Source organism: Verrucomicrobiota bacterium, from assembly GCA_016200005.1.
In the GTDB taxonomy this organism is placed as follows: domain Bacteria; phylum Verrucomicrobiota; class Verrucomicrobiia; order Limisphaerales; family PALSA-1396; genus PALSA-1396.
Window position 1 is genome coordinate 50,418 of sequence record JACQFP010000046.1, and the last position, 23,303, is coordinate 73,720.

At 58.6% G+C, this 23,303-nt stretch carries 18 protein-coding genes; 11 read left to right on the plus strand and 7 right to left on the minus strand.

Annotated elements, in window-relative coordinates; translation table 11 throughout:
• The first annotated feature begins 434 nt into the window (after positions 1-434).
• A complete protein-coding gene (locus HY298_16185) occupies positions 435-1,343 on the plus strand; it encodes a metallophosphoesterase (protein ID MBI3851794.1) in 909 nt (302 codons plus the stop codon).
• Here HY298_16185 and HY298_16190 read toward each other — a convergent pair.
• A complete protein-coding gene (locus HY298_16190; GenBank protein MBI3851795.1) occupies positions 1,340-2,128 on the minus strand; it encodes a Sir2 family NAD-dependent protein deacetylase in 789 nt (262 codons plus the stop codon). The genes HY298_16185 and HY298_16190 overlap by 4 nt on opposite strands.
• 86 nt (positions 2,129-2,214) lie before the next feature.
• Here HY298_16190 and HY298_16195 point away from each other — a divergent pair, with 86 nt between their 5' ends.
• Positions 2,215-3,111, plus strand: coding sequence for a rhomboid family intramembrane serine protease (locus HY298_16195; GenBank protein MBI3851796.1), 897 nt, complete (start codon positions 2,215-2,217; stop codon positions 3,109-3,111).
• 193 nt (positions 3,112-3,304) lie between these two features.
• Here HY298_16195 and HY298_16200 read toward each other — a convergent pair whose 3' ends face one another.
• From HY298_16200 to HY298_16220, 5 genes are read right to left on the minus strand one after another with little or no spacing between them, the layout of a single operon-like run.
• Complete coding sequence (locus tag HY298_16200) at positions 3,305-4,036, minus strand: amino acid ABC transporter ATP-binding protein (protein MBI3851797.1); 732 nt, start codon at positions 4,034-4,036, stop codon at positions 3,305-3,307.
• A 35-nt stretch (positions 4,037-4,071) separates the two neighbouring features.
• Positions 4,072-4,851, minus strand: coding sequence for an amino acid ABC transporter permease (locus tag HY298_16205; GenBank protein ID MBI3851798.1), 780 nt, complete (start codon positions 4,849-4,851; stop codon positions 4,072-4,074).
• A gap of 11 nt (positions 4,852-4,862) precedes the next feature.
• Entirely contained in the window at positions 4,863-5,693 is an 831-nt protein-coding gene (locus tag HY298_16210) for a transporter substrate-binding domain-containing protein (protein MBI3851799.1), read from the minus strand.
• 42 nt (positions 5,694-5,735) lie between these two features.
• Positions 5,736-6,491 (minus strand): putative 4-mercaptohistidine N1-methyltransferase, encoded by a 756-nt coding sequence (locus HY298_16215; protein ID MBI3851800.1) that lies wholly within the window; start codon positions 6,489-6,491, stop codon positions 5,736-5,738.
• A 1-nt stretch (position 6,492) separates the two neighbouring features.
• Positions 6,493-7,641 (minus strand): hypothetical protein, encoded by a 1,149-nt coding sequence (locus HY298_16220; protein MBI3851801.1) that lies wholly within the window; start codon positions 7,639-7,641, stop codon positions 6,493-6,495.
• Between the two features lie 158 nt (positions 7,642-7,799).
• Between HY298_16220 and HY298_16225 the strand changes: the two genes are divergently transcribed.
• Positions 7,800-8,615, plus strand: a complete 816-nt coding sequence (locus HY298_16225; GenBank protein MBI3851802.1) for a type II secretion system protein — start codon at positions 7,800-7,802, stop codon at positions 8,613-8,615.
• A gap of 53 nt (positions 8,616-8,668) precedes the next feature.
• Here the strand turns inward: HY298_16225 and HY298_16230 are convergent, their stop codons facing one another.
• On the minus strand, positions 8,669-9,007 hold the full coding sequence (locus tag HY298_16230; GenBank protein MBI3851803.1) for an RNA-binding protein: 339 nt from the start codon (positions 9,005-9,007) through the stop codon (positions 8,669-8,671).
• A gap of 762 nt (positions 9,008-9,769) precedes the next feature.
• Here HY298_16230 and HY298_16235 point away from each other — a divergent pair.
• The 8 genes from HY298_16235 (at position 9,770) to HY298_16270 (ending at position 23,197) form a co-directional block, all read left to right on the plus strand.
• Positions 9,770-11,083, plus strand: a complete 1,314-nt coding sequence (locus HY298_16235) for a methyltransferase (GenBank protein ID MBI3851804.1) — start codon at positions 9,770-9,772, stop codon at positions 11,081-11,083.
• 39 nt (positions 11,084-11,122) lie between these two features.
• Positions 11,123-13,459 (plus strand): carbohydrate-binding protein, encoded by a 2,337-nt coding sequence (locus tag HY298_16240; GenBank protein ID MBI3851805.1) that lies wholly within the window; start codon positions 11,123-11,125, stop codon positions 13,457-13,459.
• Positions 13,374-14,894: a sugar porter family MFS transporter gene (locus tag HY298_16245; GenBank protein ID MBI3851806.1), complete on the plus strand. Its 1,521-nt coding sequence runs from the start codon at positions 13,374-13,376 to the stop codon at positions 14,892-14,894. The genes HY298_16240 and HY298_16245 overlap by 86 nt, the downstream gene beginning before the upstream one ends.
• Positions 14,895-14,955: 61 nt before the next feature.
• Complete coding sequence (locus tag HY298_16250) at positions 14,956-16,611, plus strand: alpha-L-fucosidase (GenBank protein ID MBI3851807.1); 1,656 nt, start codon at positions 14,956-14,958, stop codon at positions 16,609-16,611.
• Positions 16,612-16,624: 13 nt separating this feature from the next.
• On the plus strand, positions 16,625-17,650 hold the full coding sequence (locus tag HY298_16255; protein MBI3851808.1) for an alpha-L-fucosidase: 1,026 nt from the start codon (positions 16,625-16,627) through the stop codon (positions 17,648-17,650).
• Positions 17,651-17,669: 19 nt separating this feature from the next.
• Positions 17,670-19,376, plus strand: a complete 1,707-nt coding sequence (locus HY298_16260) for a beta-N-acetylhexosaminidase (GenBank protein MBI3851809.1) — start codon at positions 17,670-17,672, stop codon at positions 19,374-19,376.
• Entirely contained in the window at positions 19,373-21,529 is a 2,157-nt protein-coding gene (locus HY298_16265; GenBank protein ID MBI3851810.1) for an enterotoxin, read from the plus strand. The genes HY298_16260 and HY298_16265 overlap by 4 nt, the downstream gene beginning before the upstream one ends.
• A gap of 9 nt (positions 21,530-21,538) precedes the next feature.
• Complete coding sequence (locus tag HY298_16270) at positions 21,539-23,197, plus strand: DUF5107 domain-containing protein (protein ID MBI3851811.1); 1,659 nt, start codon at positions 21,539-21,541, stop codon at positions 23,195-23,197.
• Positions 23,198-23,303 lie beyond the last annotated feature (106 nt).

A 23,303-nucleotide genomic window follows, 5' to 3' on the forward strand; every position in this document is an offset into this window, starting at 1 on the left:
CAGGCGAGGTTCATGGCGCGTCACGCTAACGTCACCGGCAGATGCCTTGCCGATCACGAACGCGCATGGGCGAGCGCCGGTGTCTGGGTCGCTTGAGGTGCCATTGCGGGAGATGCCGCGTCTGGCTTGGGACTGGCGACTGGGTTCGCATTGTCCGGACCCATCTTGCTGTTCCGGAGCAGTAAATGGATGAGGGCGACGTAGGCGCCAACCATTACACAGACTCCAATGAAGATCAGAATCGACTCGATGCCAATCATAGCGTTCTCCTGTTCGTTTCGGAATAATGACCATCATTATTCCTGCGTTTGGTTAAAAAGTAAGTCCGACGGTGGTTCTGCACTCCACGAATGTTGCCAAATACCAGGCGGATTTTGTCCGCGATTGATCGGTTTTATTTGCCAAGCAGAGGGGCCGACAGTTAAAAGCAGCACATGCCAATTCACCTTCCGCCAATCACGCGCCGGCAATTTCTGACGCGGTCAATCGCCGTTGGCGCGGGCTTGTTCATTAGCCCGCGGCCCGTGTCCGCTGAAGCAAGCGACCCGCACAGTCTGATTCTGCTGGCGGACACGCACATCGCCGCCGACCGAAACAAAAGCGCGCGCGATGTGAACATGACGGATAATTTGAAGACCGTCGCGGAAGAGTTCATCGCGTTACCCAAGCGACCGTCGGGTGTGCTGGTCAATGGCGATTGCGCCTTCAACACGGGCGAACCAGGCGACTACGCCACATTGACGGAGTTGCTCAAACCGATCCGCCAGGCGGGACTGCCGATTCATCTGACCTTGGGCAATCACGACGCGCGCGATCATTTCTGGGCCGCCTTGACCGAGGTGAAGGCAGTGAAGCGTCCGCTCGCCGACAAGCACGTCGCCATGTTGCGCACGCTGCGGGCGAACTGGTTTCTGCTCGATTCACTAGAAACCACGAACGTGACGCCCGGTTTGCTGGGCGATGCGCAACGCGATTGGCTCGTGAAAACTCTCGATGAGAACGCCGACAAACCGGCCGTTGTTTTTGCTCACCACAATCCGCAAAAGGACAACGCGCCTTCCGGCCTTAAGGACACGGAAAGATTCTTTGAAGTCATCGAGCCGCGCAAACAGGTCAAGGCTTACATTTTCGGCCATACGCACAATTGGAACGTCACAAAGACGGACGGCGGCATCCACCTCATCAACCTCCCGCCGGTCGCTTACGTTTTTGAAAAGGGAAAACCCAACGGTTGGGTGCAAGCGATGATGCAGCCGGACAGTCTCCGCCTCGAATTGCATTGTCTCGACCGCATGCACAAGGACCACGGCCAAGTGCTGAATTTGAAATGGCGTGCCGGTTAAGGGACGAATGCTTCAACACTGCCGAGCGCGACGACGACCGCAGGCGGAAAAACTTTTTCCACATCTTCTTCAATTCGGATCGTGACTTGGGGCAGCGCGTCATGCTCGGTTTCACCGCGATTGATGATGACGTAGGGCACACCGTTTCGCGCCGCGAGCAGGGGAATTTCCGCCGCCGGATAAACAGAAAGTGTGGAACCAAGCGCGATGACGAAATCGGCGCGGCTCGCCGCGTCCTCGGCGCGCGACAAATCTTTCGGGCGAAGGTTCTGGCCGAAACTGATGGTGGCCGGTTTCAGAAAGCCACCACATTCACACAACGGCGGGCGTCGTGACTTGCGGAAATGATCGAAGTGCGCTTCCGGATCGGAGCGTCGCAAACAAGTCTGGCATTCCACCTCGCTGTTCGTGCCGTGCAATTCCACCAGACGTTCTGCGGACGTTCCAGCGCGCGAATGGAGGCCGTCGATGTTTTGTGTGACGACCATGAGCAGTTTGCCGGCGCGTTCGAGTTGCGCGACGGCTTCGTGCGTGGCGTTCGGTCGCGCGTCCCGAAAGGCGTTCCAGGCTTCGAGTTTGTAATCCCAGTGTTCGATGCGCGCCGCTTCCGACGCCATGAAATCCTGGTAATAGACCGGTTGGCGTTTTTTCCAGACTCCGTTTGGCCCGCGAAATTCCGGAATGCCGCTGCCGGTCGAGATGCCCGCGCCGGTGAAGACGAGAACGTTCTTTGACGCGCGAAGCAGTTGAATCAATCGCTCGATCTCGGTGCTTGCTTTGGCCATGACGCCATTTTGGTTCGCCGGTGCGAAAATGCAATCCGGTGGTTTGCTGTTTACGGGAAGGAATTTGCCGGTAGGCTCAAGCCGTCATGCGACAGATCGGCCATCTCGAAACTGAATCCGCCGCCCGCACCTTTGGCGACTATCTCATTGTGCAAGGCATCAAGAACGAGATTGAGATGGAGAAGGGACTGGGGTGGGCGGTCTGGGTTCACGCGGAAGAGGAGATGGAGCGCGCGAAGCAATTGCTGGCCGACTATCGCGCAAACCCGAAAGACGCGAAGTTTCGAGCGGAGGCAAAGGCGACGAAGCTCCGCGAACGGGAAAAGGAGGAACAGAAAGCCTACGAACAACGCATTCGCGGTCGGCGGCATTTGTTTCGTCCGCTTCGAGAATACGGCTTTGGCCCGCTGACGTTTGCGATGATCGTCATCAGCGTGGTCGTTTTTGTGCTTTCGAAAATGGGCGACGATCCGGAAGCGATCATGGGTTTGTTTGTCACGAAGTTCGACATCAGTGGCGGTTACATTCAGTGGGAACGCGGTTTGCAGGAAATCCGGCACGGTGAAATCTGGCGGCTGTTCACGCCGATGTTCATCCATTTCGGTCCAATTCACATCCTTTTCAACATGCTTTGGCTGCGCGACTTGGGCAGCATGATCGAAGGCCGACAAAGCACTTGGCATCTGGCCCTTTTCTCACTGACAGTCGCCGCCCTTTCAAATCTGGGCCAATACCTGGTCAGCGGGCCTCATTTCGGAGGAATGTCTGGCGTCGTTTACGGTTTGCTCGGCTACATATGGATCAGAGGAAAATTTGATCCAGCTTCAGGCCTGTTTGTGCACAAATCCACAGTCACGATGATGATCGTCTGGTTTTTTCTGTGCTTCACTCCTTTGCTGGGGCACATCGCCAACACCGCCCACGCCGTCGGCTTGGGGATGGGCATGGCGTGGGGTTATCTCAGCAGTCTCAAGTATCGCTAACCCAGATCAAAGCAGTCGAATTTGGGGAGCGCAGCCGCCCCGGCTGTGGTTTGGCGCGCCCTCGCGCCAAACGTTTCTCGCGGCATCAGAACCAAATGGTTCGCTCGCACGCGGCACTCGAATGCCGACGACGAGGGCGTCGTCGGTTGCGCCCGGGGCGGTCGCGCTCCCCTTTTCCACTGAATGGTTTCGGTTAATACTTCAGCACTTTGGCAAGAAATTCCCGGCTTTGAGGAAAGTTCGGATGGTCGAAAACTTGTTGCACCGGCCCGGCTTCCACGATTCGTCCGTCTGCCAGCAACGCAACTTGATCGGCGACCTGCCGCGCGAAGCCCATCTCATGCGTCACCAAAATGAAGTCGCGCCCTTCCTCGCGCAGTTCCTTGATCATATCCAATACTTCAGCGGTCATCTCCGGATCGAGCGCCGAGGTGGGTTCGTCGAACAATAGCAGGCGCGGCTTGATCGAGATCGCGCGGGCGATGGCGACGCGCTGACGCTGGCCGCCGGACAATTCCGCCGGTCGTTTGTGCGCGTGGTTGGCGAGACGAAATCGCTCCAGCAATTGCCGCGCAATTTCCTGCGCTTCGGCCAGTGGGTGGCCGTGCACTTTTTCCAACGGCAGCGTGATGTTTTGCAACGCGGTCAAGTGGGGAAAGAGATTGAATGCCTGGAAAACCGTGCCGATGGTTCGGCGATGTTTGAGCAGGTAATTCTCCTCGAACACCACGCGTTCGTCATTGATTTCAACCGCGCCCGTATCGAGGTATTCCAATCCGGCGATAACGCGCAGCAAAGTCGTTTTGCCGCCGCCCGACGGACCGATGAGCGCCAGCGTGTGAACTTTCTCGAGCGCGAGCGTCACGGCGTCGAGCACAAGGTGGCCGTCGAAGCGCTTGGAAATGTGATCGAGCCGGAGTTTCATGGCGCGTCAAAGCGGTTGCATCGTTGTATCATGCATCACGTTTCAAATTTGACCCGTTGCTCCAGATGCCGCGTCCAAAGCGAGATCGGCAGCGTCAAAATCAGATAACCCACGGCAAGGGGAATGTAACTTTCCAGCGCGCTGAAGGTGTAGGCGTTGACTTCGCGCGCGTTTTGGGTGAATTCGTTCAGGCTGATGGTGGAGAGCAGCGACGAGTCCTTGATGAGCGAAACGAACTGCCCGGCGAGGGGAGGCAAGGTCTGGCGCAGTGCCTGCGGAAAGATGACGTAACGATAAGTCTGTGCGCGCGTCAGGCCGATGGCTTTGGCGGATTCCAACTGGGATTGTCCCACGCTTTCGATGCCAGCACGGATGACTTCGGAGATGTAAGCGCCACTGAAGCAGGAGAGAATCAGGACACCGACGAGAAAACGGTTCTCGGCATGGAACGCCGGCGCGACGACGTAGAAGAAAATCAAAATCTGCACCAGCAACGGCGTTCCGCGCACGGCCTCTACATACACCACGCTGAAATAACGCAACGGTAGAAAGTGCGCGCGCCGCGCCAGCGCAAAGAAAAGACCGATGATCGTGCTCGAGCCAAGCGCGATGATTGAAATCAAGACTGTCGCCAGCCAGCCTTGGAGAAACTTTTCCCGATATTTGTAAACCGAGGCCCAGCCCCAGTGATAGTTCAGTTGGTCGAAAGCAAAATAGAACAGGAACGCCAGCAGCAGGAGTACGGCGGCGAAATTGAGGATTCGAACTGGCCACGTTGGTGCAGTTGCCGGCGTCGAGCTGGGAGCGAAGAACAATTCCTTCACGTTCAGAAGTAGAAAGGAATGCCCATTTTTCCGAAAGCTTCTTTTTGCTCCTTTAAGTAGCGCTCGCCGAGTTCGTCAAACCCTCCCCTGGCTTTGAGGTCCTTCAGAAATGCGTTCACCTGCAGTTTCAACGCGGGGTTGCCTTTGCGAATGCCAATGGCCCAGGACTCCTCCTGAAACGGTTTCAACAGCGCGCGCGTGGTGTCAGGATTGCGCTGCCAGTTCTTGAAGGTGGACATTTGATCGTAGATGAAAGCGTCCGCCTTGCCTTGGACGACTTCCAACACGCAGGCATCTTCCTTGTCGAGCACCAGCACTTTTGCGTTCTTCACCTTCGTGGCCGTGTAAGTGTGGCCGGTTGTTCCTTGTTTGACAGCCAGGATTTTTCCCGGTTGGTCCACGTCTTGAATGGACTGAATGTTGGAGTTTTTCCCGACCAACAGACAGAGGCCCGTTTTCAAGTAGGGGACGGAGAAATCAATGGACTGAGCGCGCTCAGCCGTGGCTGTCATTGACGAAACGATGAGATCGATCTTGCCGGTCTTCAGGGCGGGGATCAGCCCGTCGAACGGAAGGTTTTGAATTTGGACTTCTTTGCCGAGAAATTGGCCGAGCGCCGTGGCAATATCGACGCTGACACCAGTGGGGCTTCCACGTTCATCCGTCATTTCAAACGGCGGATAAGATAGTTCCATTCCCACAATCAACTTGTTGCTGTCTTTGGAAGAACAGCCAGAGAGCAGGCCGAGCAGCGGCGAGCAGAAAAGAATGAACGCCGACGCAGGCCAGTCCGCCAGGGTCGAAGTCAGTCGCTTTTTGGAAACGTATTTCATTAGCATTGGATAAGCTGGCGTCACAGTTTGGGCAACGATTCTTTACTTTCTAACCCATACACTGGCTTCCGCCACGCTCCATTGAAACTTGCGCGCATGTTCGCGAATCAAGAACGGAAGGTCTTTGGTGAACGAGAATCCGAAGTCGTGACCCAGGATGATCTTCAGCGTATCGAGTGTTCTAATTCGTTGACCGTCGTGTTCAAAACCGCCGAGCCAGTTTTCTCGCGGCGTGTATTCCTCCAACCACGTGTAGGGCGAAGTGATGATGAGTTGACCGCCAGGTTTCATCAAGGCGGGAAGTTGTTGCAGACAACGACGCGGGGCGCTCAGGCGGTCGATGAGGTTCGCCATGAGCACAACCTCAAACGTTCCGAAATCGTCGCGTAGATACATGGCATCACCGCGCTCGAAGTGCACACGTTGGCGGTCAATGTCGCGAGGAACGACCGCTTGACTGCGACGAGTGCAGTCACCTTCCTCGACGTATTCAAACTCGATCGATCCACATTGTTGTAACGTGCCGGCGGCTTCGATGAATCGTTGTGAGTAATCAATGCCACTCACTTCGCGGCAGTGGCGTGCCAGTTCGAACGTTGCTCTGCCGACCGCGCAACCAAGGTCCAGCGCGCGCGCGGCCGACGACAATCGCACGGGTTCAAGGCATTCGCTTATGCACCGCGCCGGAAAGTTCAACGCATTCAACGGCCCGAAGTCATACGGCAGCACCTCTTCCGGCGAGCCATAATGAAACAGGAGATATTCGGCGACGGCGCGGTCAGTTTCGTAAAAGTTCATTTCAAGCCGTCAAGAGGCTGCGCAGATAGGCGGAAGGTTGATAATTCTCGATCACGACTTGCGTCTGCTCATCACGATACATCCGGACCTGCGGCACGTTGATTTCCGGCGTCTTGGTGGAGGAGAACAGGATGTCATCGTGCGTCGCGTTTTTGGCGGTGGCGAATTTGTCCGGGGTCAGGTGACCGCCCAGATGATCGCTGCGTCCCGTCGCCACGTGGAGCGTGCCCAGGATTTTTTCATCCTGGATGTCGCGTCCGGCGGGCGGCAATTCCTGGGTGCCGAAACCCAGTTCACCCAACTCGCCCGTAACCGGATCGTTTTTGAGCTTCAGGTTGTGAGCATCGACAACGCTTTGTTTGCCGAAGAACAGCGCGGCCTTTTGAATCCGGCCACCCGCCACTTCCATCAAGCCAAGCGTTCCGTCTTCGTAGCGCAACGGGAAGCGGCCTTCCGCGCCGGTGGGAACAAAATAAACTTCGCCGGCGGGCAGATTGGCCACGTCGGGTTTTTCGCCACGACAAAGACCGTGGCTTTTCTGTGCCTCCTGGCGGTCACAATAGAGTTTGAGCATCTCTTTGTGTCCATTCATGTCAAAATCAATTTCAAACCTTTCGGCGCGCGTCAGGCCGAGCCGCAACTTTTCGGCGTTGCGACTGACTTCGTTGTAATCGACCGCCAATCCGGTTCTCAAAATGATTTCATTCAGGCCGTGCAGCGTCGCGCCGCGAAAGCCAAAACGCTTTGCGAACGCGGTCAGCGGCGCCGTGGCGGAATAAGTCGAGATGCAGAGCAGGATGTTGTAGCGCGGATAGATGTCCTTTTCAAAACTCAGCTCCCGCCCGGCCAGATCGACGACGCGATCGGGCAGATCGAGATTGCTGCCGCCGGTGATTTCGTAGGCGAACAAATCACCGCGGCGCAGTTTCAGCTCCGCCAGCCCACCGTTTTTGAGCCCTTGATAAAACACATCGTGCGCATGTCGTTGAATCGTCAGCCGGTCGTTCTTCAGGAAGGCAAAGTCCTTCACGTCTCGCGGATCCGCCAGATCAATCAGGATGGCAACGCTTTCTCCAGCCCTTGGCGCGAACACCGTGTTGAGGAGGCGAGTCAGGCTGAACGATGGAAATTGATTGGGCGACTTGTGCATGATTGATTGAGCCGATTGAGTTTGCCTGTCAACCTGTACAAATTATTCGGGAAAGCAACTGTGCAAGTCGAACATTTTTTCCAAGAGTGACCAACTGCCAGGTGGACAAGGCGTAGGACTTTGCTATGATCTGGTAAACCGAGGGAATGAACGTGGCCATGACTTCTTCTTTTAGACGTTGTCCTTGTGGCATGGGGCGCGGTTTTACCCTGATCGAGCTGTTGGTGGTTATTGCCATCATCGCCATTCTGGCGGGCCTGCTGCTGCCCGCCCTGATCCGCGCCAAAATGAAAGGGCAGGGGATTTATTGCATGAACAATTTGAAGCAATTGCAAGTCGCCTGGATTCTCTACACTGATGATCATCAAGGACGATTGCCGCCGAATGTCGGCGGCGCTTACGGCAACTGGGTGGGCGGCAGTATGGAATTGGGAACCGTCCCAGTCGGCGCCGACAGCACCAACACTGTGCTGCTGGTTGACCGGGTCAAATCGGTGATGGGGCCGTACGTCCAGAACCCGAATGTTTTTCGTTGCCCGGCGGACAAGTCCAGAGTAATTGTCGGCCGAAATGGAGTGCATCCCCGCGTGCGCAGCATGTCGATGAACAATTGGATGAACGGCAGTGATCTCGACGCTCCGGCGTTCATCATCTTCCGTCGGACTGCGGACATCATCAAGCCGGCGCCCTCAAATGCTTTTGTCTTTATCGATGAACACGAGGACAGCATCAACGATGCGATGTTTGGCGTGGACATGCGGGGCTTCGGCGCGGCGCTGACCGTCATCGATTGGCCCGCTCATTATCACAGCCATGCCGGAGGCGTTTCTTTTGCGGACGGGCACTCGGAAATTCACAAGTGGCGCGATCCCCGGACCCGGAAGCGTGTGACGGGCCGAGACCTGGGCCGGGAACCGTCGCCAAACAATCCTGATTTCGCCTGGTTGCAGGAACGCGCGACCAGCAGAAAATAAGAAAGGTGTGAGGTCCTTGCAGGCCTCACACCTTGAAATCTCTCCCAGTCGACTTAGTAACGGTTGCCGCCATCGCGACGACCACCGCGTCCACCGCCGCCACCGCCACCACCACCGTAACCGCCGGAACGTGGAGGACGTTCTTCGCGGGGACGGGCTTCATTAACGGTCAGGTCACGCCCGCCAAAGTTTTTGCCATGCAGGGCTTGAATGGCTGCGTCGGCGCCTTCCTTGGTTTCCATGGTGACAAACGCGAAGCCGCGCGGGCGGCCGCTGAATTTGTCCATGATCAGATCGACGCTGGTCACCGGACCGTGCGCGGCGAAGAGATCCTGGAGATCGTTTTCGGTGGTGTTGAAGGAAAGATTTCCTACAAACAATTTAGTGCTCATGATGATTTCACTGACTTAGACTCACTGTGTCTTTCCGGACTGTTCCCGACCATCGGGTTTCAAATCATCACTGAAAACACTTTCAACTGAAGATTTACCATGACCCTGAAATCGACCAGTTATCTAACTGGCGAGGAAGATTGCCCGATTCCGCAATGAATGCAAGGAATTTTATTGGAGCTTACGGCCAAAGAGAGTCAAACAGAACAACATGGAGCGGCGGGAAGTTTTCCATCTTCCCGCCGCTCAGTCGCGATTTGAACTCGGCACGCCAACCATAGCGTAGATGGTGCCGACGATTTTTTGAACACTGGGACAGCTTCTCGGTTACGAACACTTCTGAAAATGAAGCAAAGTTTCCCTTCATCAGACTGAACATCCAAACGCCTTGCCCGCCTCGTGGCGCTGTCCCGGTTAACCAAGGGCGTTGTGGGGGGATTTTTCACTCTCAACACCCGGATCGCCTTCGGTCATGGATGCGACTATCCCAGTTATGTCGCCCCGGTTTATTCCAGAAGTCTGCCGGGAGGTCAACAGCCTTCCCACCATTGGACAACGCAATTCCGGACTGCCGCGAAAACGGCCATTGGACTCTGCCCGCCACGACGGTTCAAAGACGCACAGTGGTCATGTTGCGCGTCCCAGCAACAAACGGTTAGCTTTGTGCAAAATCCGCCAAGACGTCCTCGGCAATTCCGGGAACAATTACCAAAACCAACCAATGAACCGCGGAGCATGAAACAGCATTGATTCCTGTAAACCATGACCTCACGCGAACGCCTCATCACCACGCTGAACCATCGCCCACCCGATCGCGTCTGTGTGGATTTCGGTGCCACTTGGATTTCCGGCATCCATACTTCCATCGTCCACCAGCTCAAGCAGCGGTTGATCGGGCCGTCCGCTTCGCCGGCGCGCGTTCACGAACCTTACCAGATGCTGGCCGAAGTGGACGCCGAACTCCGGTCCGCGCTGGGCGTGGATGTGATCGGCGTCTGGCCGCGCAAGAATATTCTCGGCTACGAAGCCTCCGGCTGGAAACCGTTCACGCTTTTCGACGGCACGCCCTGCCTGGTGCCAGGCAACTTCAATGTCACGCCCGCCTCCGACGGTGGCTGGCTGATGTATCCCGAAGGCGACCTCACCGCGCCGCCGTCAGCGCACATGCCCAAAGCCGCTTACTTCTTTGACACGCTTATCCGCCAGGAGCCGATTGACGAGGATCATTTGAATCCAGAAGACAATCTTGAAGAATTCAGCCTGCTCTCGGTGGAGGACATCGCGCATTACGAGCGACAAGTGGCGTGGCTGGATCAGAACGCCACGGACACTGGTGTCGTATTGCTCGCGCCCGGCACTGCGTTTGGCGACATCGCGCTCGTGCCGGCGCCGTTCCTCAAGCACCCGAAAGGCATCCGCGACATCAGCGAATGGTACATGACCACCGCCGCACGCCCGGACTACGTTCACGCCATTTTCGAGCGGCAGTGTGAGTATGCGTTGAAGAATTTGGAAACGCTCATCGGCATGTTTGGCGACCGGGTTCAGGCGGTGGTGACCACCGGTACCGACTTCGGAACGCAGAAAGGCCTGTTCATCTCGGCGGAATCCTACCGGAACCTGTTCAAGCCCTATCACCAAAAACTCAACGAACTCATCCACCGGCAGTCGAATTGGAAAACCTTCATCCATTCCTGCGGCGCGGTGGCGCGGCTGATCCCGGATTTTATCGCAGCCGGCTTCGACATTCTTAATCCGGTCCAGTGTTCCGCCGCCGGCATGGACGCGGCGCTGCTCAAGCGGAATTTTGGCAAGGACATCACCTTCTGGGGCGGGTGCGTGAACACCCAACACACCATGTATCAAACGCCGGATGCGGTTTATCGCGAAGTGCGCAAGCGCATAGACATTTTTAACGAAGACGGTGGCTTCGTCTGCAACGCCGTCCACAACATCCAGGGCAATTCGCCGATTGAAAATGTCCTGGCGATGTTCAAGGCCATCAAAGACAGCAGCGGCTGGAAACATGGACCGAGCTGCGGCTTGGCGAAATGCGGCCTCTCCAGATTGGTATAGAGAATGAATCACGACACGGGCTTAAGAAGGTAAAAAACTATGAAATCAATATCCGTCGCATGTTTGACCGCCCTCGCGCTCGCTAACGCTATGCAAGCCACGGAATACCACGTCACCACGAGCGGCGACGACGCCAATCGCGGAACGAAATCGGCGCCCTTTCACACGATCCAGCGAGGCGCAGAACTTGCCCAGCCGGGCGATGTGATCACCGTGCATGAAGGCGTTTACCGCGAACGCATCAACCCGCCGCGCGGAGGCGAGTCCGACAGGAAGCGCATCGTGTATCAAGCTGCGCGAGGCGAAAAGGCCGAGATCAAAGGCTCGGAAGTTGTGAAGAATTGGGTGAAGGTCCAGGACAATGTTTGGAAAGTCGAACTGCCCAATGCCTTTTTCGGAAACTTCAATCCTTACACCAACCTCATCCACGGCGATTGGTTCAATCCCAAGGGCCGCGAGCATCACACCGGCGCCGTCTATCTCAACGGCGACTGGCTGACGGAAGCAGCGAAGCTGGACGAAGTCTTGATGCCCGGCGGCGAATCTCCGGCCTGGCTGTCCGGCGCCGACGCACAGTATCTGCTCAACGTGGCGTGGCTGCGGCCGGGCAAAGGGGCGGCAGACGTAGCGCGGATCCCGGCGACGAGTTTTGCCGCCAAACGCGGCACGCAGAACGCGCCGTGCTCGGAAGGCGGCGAGTGCATCGGTTTCATTTTGCATGGCAATTGGGTGCGCTACGAACGGATCAACTTCGGTCGAGGCACCGAGGAGCTGGAGATTCGCGCGGCCTCGGCCGCGGACGGCGGGATCATTGAAGTTCGATTGGACAGCCAGGACGGCGAACTGTTGGGTGCTTGTGCGGTGCGAAGCACCGGCGATTGGCAAACGTGGTCGTCGTTCAATGCCCGTCTTAAAACCGTTAGCGGTATCAAGACCGTGTGCCTCGTGTTCAAGGATCCGAAAGCGAAAGCGTTGGAGGCGCGGGGTTTGAATCCGCAGTTGTGGTTTGCCCAAGTTGATGCCACGACCACCACGATCTGGGCGCAGTTCAAAGGGGTCAACCCGAACGAGCAACTCGTCGAGATCAACGCGCGGCGAACCGTGTTCTACCCGGACCAGCCCGGTCGGAATTACATCACCGTGCGCGGCTTCACGCTGCGCCAAGCGGCCACGCCGTGGGCGCCGCCGACGGCGGAGCAGATCGGTTTGATCGGCACGCACTGGAGCAAAGGCTGGATCATCGAGAACAACACGATCAGTCATTCGATTTGCTCGGGCATCGCGCTCGGCAAACACGGTGATCAGTTCGACAACACCTCGGCTGACACCGCCGAGGGCTACGTCAAGACCATCGAGCGCGCCCACGCTTTTGCCATCCCCTGGACCAAGGACAACATCGGTCACCACGTCGTCCGCAACAACACCATCTCGCACTGCGAGCAGGCGGGCATCGTCGGCAGCCTGGGCGCCGCGTTCAGCACCGTTACCGGCAACACGATTCACGACATCCACGTGCGGCGACTGTTCACCGGCGCGGAGATGGCAGGCATCAAGTTCCACGCGGCCATTGACGTCCAGATCAGCCGGAATCACATCTACCAAACCTGCCTCGGCCTCTGGCTCGATTGGATGGCGCAAGGCACGCGCGTCTCGGGAAACCTTTTTCACGACAACGCCGGCCAGGATTTGTTCGTCGAGGTGGACCACGGGCCGTTCGTGGTGGACAACAACCTGTTCCTCTCGCCGGTTAACCTGCTGGATATGTCCGAAGACGGCGCCTACGCGCACAATCTGTTCGCCGGGAAAATCACCAACCGGCCCGAGCCGAGCCGCGAGACGCCCTATCATCCGGCTCACTCCACGACGGTTGCCGGCCTGACCACGATCAAAGGCGGCGGCGACCGTTTCTACAACAACCTCTTCGTCGGCAATGGCGAAGCACCCTCTGCGGCGCAAATGGGGAATTTGAGCGAACTGCGCTGGATCAGCAGCCACGGATTGTGGGGATACGATGGCCGCGAATTCCCGCTCCAGACCGGCGGCAATGTGTATCTTCACGACGCGCAACCCTCCAGCAAAGAGACGAAACCGCTCAGGCTACCAGACCACGATCCTGGCCTCCGACTCGTCGAGGAAAATGGCCGGACGTACTTGCACCTCGCGCTGGGCAATTGGCAGCGGCAGGTGGAGACAACTTTCGTGACGACGAAACTGCTGGGCGAAGCGAGGATTCCGAAACTTCCCTACGTGAACCCGGATGATTCGCCGCTGAAGATTGACACGGATTACTTTGGCAAGCGCCGCAACTCATCGCAGCCCACGCCTGGCCCCTTCGAGAATCCTGGCCAGGGAAAACTCAAACTCAAAGTCTGGTGATGATCTTCACCCCATGAAAGCGGAAATCAGTTCAAGCCCCGCCGCCGCGAGAATCAACATTTCCTATTTGCTGCCCATCTGTCTGGTGGCAACCCTTGGAGGGCTTTTGTTTGGTTACGACACCGGCGTCATCTCCGGCGCCATTGAACCGCTGACGGCCCGCTTCCAGCTCAGCGATTTCATGAAAGGTTGGGCGTCGGGCAGTGTGCTCGTCGGGTGCGCGGCGGGCGTGCTGTTGGTCGGGCCGATCTCCGACCGCTTTGGCCGCCGCCTGGCGATGTTTCTGGCGGCGGCGATGTTTCTCGCCTCCGCCATCGGCACCGCTGTGCCCAATGACATCTGGATCTTCATCTGCTTCCGCTTCATCGGCGGATTGGGCATTGGCATCGCCTCCATTTCGACGCCGATGTATATCGCCGAGATTACGCCGGCGCACATCCGCGGACGGATGGTGGCCGTGAATCAGATCGCCATCGTGGGCGGCATCGCGCTGACTTCGTTCATCAACTATTTCATCGCCAAATCCGGCGATCAGGCCTGGCTCATCGCCAGCGGTTGGCGCTGGATGTTTGGCATGGGCATCGCGCCTGCCGTCCTCTTTGGCCTGCTGCTGATTCCGATTCCCGAAAGCCCGCGTTGGTTGATCGAGCGTAAGCGCGAAAACAAGGCGAGGCGGATTCTTGAAAGAGTTGGCGGACCGGGGTTCGCTGGGACGGAGTTTGACAGTATCAAGGCCGCGCTGTCGCAGGAGCGAGGCAACTGGGGCGAACTCTTCTCTGCCAGGCTGCGGCTGCCGCTCTTGATCGGCGTCTTGCTGGCGATCCTCCAGCAAGTCACTGGCATCAACGTGTTCCTGTATTTCGGGACGACCATCTTCAAAACCCTGAGCGCCTCGACCGGCGTGGATGCCGGCCTGCTCCAGCAAATCATCATCAACGGCGCCGGGGTTTTGTTCACGCTCATCGCGATTGCGGCCGTGGACAAATGGGGCCGCAAACCGCTGATGCTCATCGGTGCCGCCGGCATGGGAATCAGCCTGGTGGCGATGGGCGTCATGGCCCAGACGCTGACCGACCCGGCAGCCGCCAGCGGTTGGATGCTTTTCTTCATCGTGCTTTACATCGGCTGTTTCGGCCTGTCGGTCGGGCCAGTGACGTGGGTCATCCTCGCGGAAATCTTTCCCACCGCCGTGCGCGGTCGCGCCCTAGGACTGGCCACGTTTTTCCTGTGGACCGCGGATTATGCCGTGACGCAGACCTTCCCGATGATGGACGCAAAGGGTTCCTGGTTCGTGAAGCATTTCAATCACGCCTTTCCGTTCTACACCTACGCGGTATTTTGTGTCGCGATGGTGCTGGTGGTCTGGCGTCTGGTTCCGGAAACCAAGGGCCGATCGCTGGAGGAAATTGAACGGAGTTGGTCGCGCAAGCCCTAAACCACGGAATGCGCATCCCGAAGATCGAGACTCCAGAACCCTCAAACAAAAAGGCGCTAAAATGAAACTGAACCTCGCAAAATCAATCACACTGGCGGCGGGATTCCTCGCCACGCTTCCACTCCTGGCGGACACGGCGACAGACACGACGGCGCCGTCCGCCAACGCCCAGCGCCTCCAGTGGTGGCGCGACGCGCGCTTTGGCTTGTTCATTCATTGGGGGCCGGTTTCACTCAAAGGCACGGAGATCGGCTGGTCGCGGGGGGCGCAAATTCCCATTGAGGAATACGACCATCTCTACCAGCAGTTCAACCCCACCAACTTCAACGCTCGCCAGTGGATGAGCGTCGCCAGAACCGCCGGCATGAAATACGTCGTCTTCACCACCAAGCACCACGACGGCTTTTGCATGTGGGACACGAAGCAGACGGATTTCAACATCATGAACTCGCCGTTCCATCGCGACGTGGTGAAGGAACTGGCCGCCGCCTGCAAACGCGAAGGGCTGCAGTTCGGCACTTACCACTCGGTGTGCGACTGGCATCATCCGGATTTCCCACTCGGGAGCCCCGGTGGAACGAAGCGCAAACCCAGCCCGGACCTTGACCGCTACGAGACTTACCTCCGTGCGCAGGTGAAGGAGTTGATCCAAAACTACGGCCCGCTCCTCACCATGTGGTTCGACGTGCCGCAGGAGTTCGATCAGAAGCGCGGGCTGGATCTTGAGGCGTGGACGCGGTCGTTGCAGCCCGATATCATCATCAACAACCGCAGCGGTGCCGCGGGCGATTTCGACACGCCGGAGCAGCGCGTCGGCAAATACCAGGACCAGCGGCCGTGGGAAACCTGCATGACGATCTGCAATCAATGGGCGTGGAAACCCAACGACCCGATGAAATCGCTCGAACAATGCCTCCAGACGCTGGTGCTCTGCGCGGGCGGCGACGGAAACCTGCTCTTGAATGTTGGCCCGATGCCGGACGGGCGCATTGAGTTGAGGCAAATCGCGCGGTTGCAAGAGATCGGCGCGTGGCTCGCAGAATACGGTGACACGATTTACCGCACGCGCGGCGGGCCGTGGAAGCCGACGAAAACTCTAGCAAGCACCCGACGCGACAAGAACATCTTCCTGCACGTCTTCAAGTGGGACGGAGACAGCGTGACGCTGCCGGGCATTCCGGCCAAAGTTTTGCGTGCCGAATCCCTTGCCGGCGGCAAAGCGGAATTCCAGCAGCAAGGTGACAAACTCGTCGTGAGCGTGCCGGCTGCGAACCAGCAGAAGATTGACACGATCATCCGGCTCGATCTCGACCAATCGGCGATGGGCCTGCGGCCCGTGAGCTTCCCTTCGCTGATCAAAGCCACCGCGTCCAACGTGTATCAACACATGGACGATTACGCCGCTGAGAGCGCGTTCGATGGCGATCCAGGCACGCGCTGGGCCACCGACGGCGGCACGAAGCGGGCGTGGGTCGCGCTGGAATTTCCCCAGCCCAAGCGCATCGGCGCCGTGCGCATCAACGAAGCCCTCGCGCCGCGCGTGCAGAAATTTGAGTTTCAATACCGTGACGGCGCCGACTGGAAGACTCTCTTCACCGGCACGGAACTCGGCGCGAATTTCAAGCGCAGCTTCGAGCCCGTCACGGCCCGCGCCGTGCGACTGAACATCCTCGACGCCACGGAAGGTCCGACGATTTCTGAGATTGAACTTCCGTGAAAGTTTTGCGCCCATGAACCGTATCCTCTCCCTCCTCGCGGCCCTCACCTTCACTGCCAACACCGTCCGCCTCGCGCCCGCTGCCACCACCACCCTGCCCATCGTAAGTGATGCCCGCGTGAAGGAACTGCAGAACCTCCGCTGGGGAATGTTCATCTGCTGGTCGTTTAGCACCTTCTCGGGGAAGGAGTGGACACCCGGCGTCACCAACCTCGCCCTCTTCAACCCGACCGGTTGCGACACCGAGCAGTGGGTCAAGACGGCCAAGGAAGCCGGCATGGGCTACATCCTGTTCCTCACCAAGCACCACGACGGCTTTTGCCTTTGGGACACGAAAACAACGGATCGCAAAGTTACGAAAAGTCCGCTCAGTCGCGACGTGCTGGCCGAACTGAAAAAGTCTTGCGACCAGCAAGGCATCAAACTGGCGCTCTACTTTTCCGAGGGCGACTGGACGTGGGCTGGCTCTGTGCCGGGCGGCAAGAGCGGGCCGAACCCGGAGATGAAAAAGGCGCAACTGCGCGAACTGCTCACGCAATACGGCCCCATCGAATACATCTGGTTCGACCACGCGGTTGGCGACGGTGGCTTGAGCCACGCCGAGACCGCCGCTTTCTGTAAAGCCCTCCAGCCGGATTGTTTCATCGGTTTCAATCACGGCCCGCCTGCCGGCGACATCCGGCTGGGTGAGTTGGGCCATCCTTCGCCTCTGAGTGACGAAACCGGCTCCGGCTTCAACGCCAGCCACATCAAGGGCTACACCGGCCATCGCCTCGCGGAGTTCACTTACCCGATCCAGCCCAAACACGAGGGTGGCGCGATGTGGTTCTACTCGCTGCCGAAGCACGACCAACTCTGTCTCCCGGCGGAGAAAATTTACGCGGATTACCTCGGTGCGGTGAAGTACGGCAACCTCTTTTCCCTGGATGTCGGGCCGGATTACGCAGGCAAACTGCGCGACATTGATGCGAAAACACTCCGCAAAGTTGGCGAGATGATAAGCAGCGGTGCACCGACCCCGCCACAGACCAAGCCATGATCCTGCTGCCTCTAATTCAATGAAAACCTATCACGATAACTGTCGCTTTGGTAACTTGATCGAAACCGGAATCAGCAAGCTGACATTGGTGATCTTGTCGAGCGGCTTGCTGGTGATGATTGCCGCCGCCGCCCCAATTAGAACGGAGAATCAAATTTCGGTCGTGCCCCTGCCGGTCAAGGCAAGCTTGGTCGAGGGCGCGGCTTTTCAATTGACTTCAGCAACGGTGATCGTTTGCGAAGGAGAGGTCGCACCGCGAGCGGTGGAAGCCATGCGGCGGGTCACGGGATGGAGTTTGAAAGTCAGTTCTGCCGGCGGCATGGAGAGCAAGATCGTGCTCCGGCTCGACGCCAAACTTTTTTCCGACCTCCCGGAATGGCAACGGGCCGAAAGCTATCGGCTTTCGGTCAATGCGTCGCGCGTCGAGTTGTCAGCCAGCACGGAACACGGCCTTTTCAACGGCGTTCAAACATTGGCACAGTTGATCGCGCGAGCCGATGACGGTAAATGGCAGATCCCCGCGTGCGCCATCGAGGATTATCCCCGTTTCCAATGGCGCGGGCTGCTGCTGGATCCGGCCCGCCACTTCCTGCCGCCAGAGTTCTTGAAGAAATTCGTGGACGTCATGGCCTTCTACAAATACAACCGATTGCAACTTCACCTGACCGACGATCAGGGTTGGCGAATCGAAATCAAAAAATTTCCACGCCTCACGGAAATCGGCTCCGTTCGCAAGCAGTCCCCCAAACGCGGCGACCGCGAGCATGGCGACGGCCAGGTTTACGGTCCGTTCTTCTACACGCAGGATCAAATCCGCGAGCTTGTGGCCTACGCGAAGGCGAGACACGTGACGCTCATGCCGGAGATTGAGATACCGGGGCATTTCGGCGCGGCGATCGCATCGCACCCGGAATTCTCATGTGCGGGCAAGCTGTCTGAGGTGCGATCGGCGTGGGGCATCAACGCGGACATTCTCTGCCCCGGCAACGATGCCGCCGTGGCGTTCACCAAGGACGTCTTGGGCGAAGTTTGCGAGTTGTTCCCGAGCGAATTCATCCACATTGGCGGCGACGAAGTGCCGCGCGAGCGTTGGAAAACGTGTCCCAAATGCCAGGCTCGGATGAAAGTTGAAGGATTGAAGAACGAGGCGCAGCTTCAAACCTGGCTCAATCAGCGGCTGGAGGAGTTCCTCACCAGCAAGGGCCGGCGGATGATCGGGTGGGATGAAATTCTCGAAGGCGGCCTCACGCCCGGCGCGGTGGTGATGTCGTGGCGCGGCATCCAGGGCGGGATCGCCGCCGCGCATGCCGGCCACGATGCCGTGATGTCCCCCACTTCGCACTGCTACTTCGATTACGCGCAGGCCAAAGGCCCCGCCGAGCCGGAGTGCATCGGCGGCTTCATTCCACTCGAAACCGTTTACGCGTACGAGCCGGTGCCGGTGGAGTTGTCCGATTATCAACGGCGGCACATCCTGGGCGGACAGGGAAATCTTTGGGGTGAATACATGTGGGACGGGAAGGACGTGGAGTACTTCGGCCTCCCGCGCGCGCTGGCGTTGGCGGAAGTGCTTTGGTCTCCAGCGCAGAGCCGCAATCTCAGCAGTTTTCTCGATCGATTGGACGGGCAACTCGTCCAACTTGGCCGGTTGCAGGTGAATTACCGCAAGCCTGACAAAGCCAAGCCGGCGGGCCAAACTGCGCCGCCGAAGGCGCAGAGCAAATGATCAAAACCCTCGCCATCGCTACAGGATTCGTTTTGTCCGCCGGGAGTGTTTGGAGCGCAGGTGTGGTAAAATACCCAGGGGTTGAGCCGGGTCGTGCTCATGCTTCATTGGCCAACGGCACGGTCACTTTCAGCAACCACGTGATGGTGGCGGCGTGGGCTTTGACGGAACACGGCATGTCCCCACTTTCCTTTCGCGACGTGCCGGGCCGACGATCGCTAACGCTGACCGGTGAGGTGTTTCAAATCGTCCTGACCACGGGAACCCGCTACCCCGCGTCCCGTCTGGTCCCGGATGGCAAATCCCGTTTGCGCACGCTCATCCCCAGGCCGAAAGCCGCCCGGTTTGCCGCGCGCCTCCCCGGAAAATCCGTGGAAGTGCCGTTGCGTTCAGCGGACGGACGCCTCCGGGTGCTCTGGCGAGGAATCATGTTGGATGGCGCTCATTACTTGCGCCAGGAAATCGAACTGGCCGTAATGCGCGATGCGCTGGCGATCCAGGAAATCGTCTGGCTCGACACGACGCTCCATGAACGGGAACGCCCCCTCACCCCTTCCCTCTCCCCCGCTCCGAGCGGGGGAGAGGGTGTCCGCAGGACGGGTGAGGGGGAGATTCAAGGGTCCAAATCGCGCAGTAATGTTTCGGGAGAATTTCTCCGCAGCGCGTCAACCGCAGGGCGCGTGGACGGTTCGCCGATCGTGGCGGACAGTTTCTTCCTGGGGAGCGAAGATCCGATGGCCGAAAACCTGGCCGGCCAGGAAGGTTCGCTGCTCAGCCGCGTTCGCCGCAACACCGAGCTACGTCGTGGCGAAACGCTCACGCAGAGTTTTGTTTTGGGCGTGGCGCCGGCTGGGCAGATGCGCCGCGCCTTTCTGGGCTATTTGGAACGGGAACGCGCTCATCCGTTCCGGCCATTCCTGCATTACAATTCCTGGTACGACATCTCGTGGCCGGGCTTTTCGATGAACGAAACGAATTGCCTCGCGGCCATTCACTCGCTCGCGGAGAACCTCATTCATCCCCACAGCGTGGTGCTCGACGGCGTGGTGTTTGACGATGGATGGGATGATCCAAAATCGCTCTGGCAATTTCACGCGGGATTCCCGCGTGGGTTCGCGCCGCCCGCCAGACTTTGCCGGCAGGAGCACACGCATTTGGGTGTCTGGCTCTCGCCGTTTGGCGGTTATGGCAAGGCCAAGGAGGAACGGTTGCGATTTGGCCGAGCGCAAGATTACGAAACCAATGCCACCGGGTTCTCGCTGGCCGGCCCCAAATACTATGACGCCTTTCGGAAGGTCTGTTTGCGGATGATGCGCACCTACGGCGTGGTCCATTTCAAGTTCGACGGCATCGCCTCCGGGATGTATGCGGACGGTGCCGGCGCCGGTTACGTTGCGGACACGGAGGCGTTGCGCCGGTTGATGCTGGAACTGCGCGAGGAAGACCCGGCGGTTTACATCAACTTCACCACCGGCTCCTGGCCGTCGCCGTTCTGGCTGCGGTATGCCGATTCCCTCTGGCGTCAGGGCGATGACATGGGGTTCAGCGGCAAGGGCAACAAGCAGCAGCAATGGCTCACCTACCGCGATCAGGAAGTCCGGAAAAACATCGTCGGTAAGGGACCGCTCTTTCCGTTGAACTCACTCATGACGCAAGGCGTCGCCTGGTCGCGGCACGGATCGGCTGCGGAAAATGACTTTGATTCGACTGGCTTCAAGGATGATGTCCGCATGTTTTTCGGCAGCGGCACGAGTTTGCAGGAATTGTACATCCGGCCCCAGCGTCTCGGCGCGCAAGATTGGCAGGTGCTCGCCGAAGCCGCAAAATGGTCGCGCGCGCATGCGGACGTGCTCGTGGACACGCACTGGATCGGCGGCGACCCCGCGCAACTGGAGGTTTACGGTTACGCTGCGTGGTCCCCCCGCGCGGGAATTGTCGCGTTGCGCAACCCGGACGACCAACCACACCCCTACGAATTGGATGTTGCGAGCGCATTCGAGCTGCCGCCCGGCGCTGCGGCGAAGTTCACTCTGCACAGCCCCTGGGCCGAGGATTCTGAACGGCCAGTTTTCCGCACCGAAGCGGGAACTACTTTGCGGCTCACGCTGAAGCCGTTTGAGGTTTTGATTCTCGACGCCTCGCCGGTGAACTGATTCGCCAGCATGATTCAGATTCGCGAAACAATCCGCACGTTGCCGTTCCACCGACCGGTGCCGTTGACGCCTCTGCCGCTCCTCTACCACCGCGAGCACCTGTTTCCGTACACCAGCTATGGCGACACCAGAGCTGCCGCCGTGCCACGCGCTTTTCGGATGGTGGTTCTGGAAAATGCCGCGCTGCGTGTCGAAGTCGCGCCGGAGTTGGGCGGGCGGGTTTACAGCCTGTTCGACAAGCGACTCGGGAAGGAAATTCTCTTCAGCAATCCGGTGGTCAAGCCTGTACGGATTCTGCCGATCTGGGTGTTCATCTCCGGCGGCATCGAGTTCAACTTCCCCATCGCACACTCGCCCACCTCCATCACGGAAGTCGGCTGTGCCACGGGGCGGATGGGCGATTACGGTTTCATCCGCGTGGGCGAACGCGAGGCGCGCACCGGGATGGAATGGGTGGTGGAACTTGGCCTGATGGCGGACCAACCGTTCCTGATTCAGCGAACCGCACTGCGAAACCAAACGGGCGCGGCCCATCCGTGGATGATGTGGACGATCTGCGCGGTGCGGTCCACGAGCGAAACGGAGTTCATTCACCCGCCGCATCGAGTGCTGGTGCATGATGACCGGGTGGTGGAACTGGACTGGCCGGGCGACGGTTTGAACTGGGATCGCCATTACCGCCAGATGACCGCGCTGTTTTGGCAACCCGGGAGCGCGCCGCAGTTTGGTGCGTTTCATCACGACCTCGGATTTGGTCTCATGCACCTCGCTGATCCGGCGCAATTGCCCGGCAAGAAGCTTTGGACCTATGGGCACGGCGCGCATCGCGCGTGGGGCCAGGCCACCACCGAAGGCGGATTGGCTTACTGCGAAATCGAGAGTGGCCCGCTGCTTGATCAAAGCGAGAAATCACAGTTCCCACCGGGCGCGACGCAACGATACACGGAGTTTTGGATCCCGGTGCATTCTCGCGCCGCGTGCGATCGCGTGAAGATGCCGTCACTGAAGTTGCCCGAATGGCTCGAACCGTGGCTGGGCTGGAAACATTCCGCCTGGCAAACTGAGTGGGAAGACTTTCGCGAAAACTCCGGGCCGTTGCCATCGTCCACAGTTCCGACGGGTATCGCTCTTGAAGCCGCGTTGCGCCGCGAACTGGTGCGTAGCAACCCGAAGGCGGCTGAACCGCTGGCGCTCTGGCTCGCTTTTCACAATCGTCCGAAGGAGGCGTTGTCCCTGATGGAACATTCCAGCGCACCGACTGCTTGCCGATTGGCCGGACTCATCCTGGCGAAGGCCCTGCAAGATTCCGCCAGAGCAATTCCGTTCCTGGAAGCCGGTCCTTTGGAGGATCCGCTCGCAGTCGTGGAACTCGACGAGTTATATGCCGGACTTGGCCTGATCGACAAGCGCGTCTCCTTGCTCGCCAAATCGCGGTCTCACGGCCTTGTCATCGAGCGTCGCGCTGATCTTGCCCTGGCTCTCGGTCGACCGGAAGAAGCGCTCCAACTGCTGGCCTCGACCCAGTGGCCGCGCGAGCACCAACGGTACGTGCGCACAACGTTGTGGAAAAGAGCCCGGTCCGCGCTCGGTTTGTCGGACGCGGAAGTTCCCGAAGCGTTGAACGAAGACAATCTTGCCCAATTCGGTGCTTACTGGTCGGACCAATAAATTTGTGATAGACCGCCGAGCCAGATATCCCATGACCTCGCGCGAACGCATCCTTGCGGCCATCCGGCGCCGCCAACCCGACCGCGTGCCCGTGGACCTCGGCGCC

Excerpts from the sequence above, each read along its gene's own strand:
- HY298_16250 (MBI3851807.1), top strand. The coding sequence starts at position 14,956 with ATGAAACTGAACCTCGCAAAATCAATCACACTGGCGGCGGGATTCCTC.
- HY298_16260 (MBI3851809.1), top strand. The coding sequence starts at position 17,670 with ATGAAAACCTATCACGATAACTGTCGCTTTGGTAACTTGATCGAAACC.
- HY298_16225 (MBI3851802.1), top strand. The coding sequence starts at position 7,800 with ATGACTTCTTCTTTTAGACGTTGTCCTTGTGGCATGGGGCGCGGTTTT.
- HY298_16230 (MBI3851803.1), bottom strand. The coding sequence starts at position 9,007 with ATGAGCACTAAATTGTTTGTAGGAAATCTTTCCTTCAACACCACCGAA.
- HY298_16200 (MBI3851797.1), bottom strand. The coding sequence starts at position 4,036 with ATGAAACTCCGGCTCGATCACATTTCCAAGCGCTTCGACGGCCACCTT.
- HY298_16240 (MBI3851805.1), top strand. The coding sequence starts at position 11,123 with ATGAAATCAATATCCGTCGCATGTTTGACCGCCCTCGCGCTCGCTAAC.
- HY298_16185 (MBI3851794.1), top strand. The coding sequence starts at position 435 with ATGCCAATTCACCTTCCGCCAATCACGCGCCGGCAATTTCTGACGCGG.
- HY298_16190 (MBI3851795.1), bottom strand. The coding sequence starts at position 2,128 with ATGGCCAAAGCAAGCACCGAGATCGAGCGATTGATTCAACTGCTTCGC.
- HY298_16270 (MBI3851811.1), top strand. The coding sequence starts at position 21,539 with ATGATTCAGATTCGCGAAACAATCCGCACGTTGCCGTTCCACCGACCG.
- HY298_16220 (MBI3851801.1), bottom strand. The coding sequence starts at position 7,641 with ATGCACAAGTCGCCCAATCAATTTCCATCGTTCAGCCTGACTCGCCTC.
- HY298_16210 (MBI3851799.1), bottom strand. The coding sequence starts at position 5,693 with ATGAAATACGTTTCCAAAAAGCGACTGACTTCGACCCTGGCGGACTGG.
- HY298_16265 (MBI3851810.1), top strand. The coding sequence starts at position 19,373 with ATGATCAAAACCCTCGCCATCGCTACAGGATTCGTTTTGTCCGCCGGG.
- HY298_16255 (MBI3851808.1), top strand. The coding sequence starts at position 16,625 with ATGAACCGTATCCTCTCCCTCCTCGCGGCCCTCACCTTCACTGCCAAC.
- HY298_16195 (MBI3851796.1), top strand. The coding sequence starts at position 2,215 with ATGCGACAGATCGGCCATCTCGAAACTGAATCCGCCGCCCGCACCTTT.
- HY298_16235 (MBI3851804.1), top strand. The coding sequence starts at position 9,770 with ATGACCTCACGCGAACGCCTCATCACCACGCTGAACCATCGCCCACCC.
- HY298_16215 (MBI3851800.1), bottom strand. The coding sequence starts at position 6,491 with ATGAACTTTTACGAAACTGACCGCGCCGTCGCCGAATATCTCCTGTTT.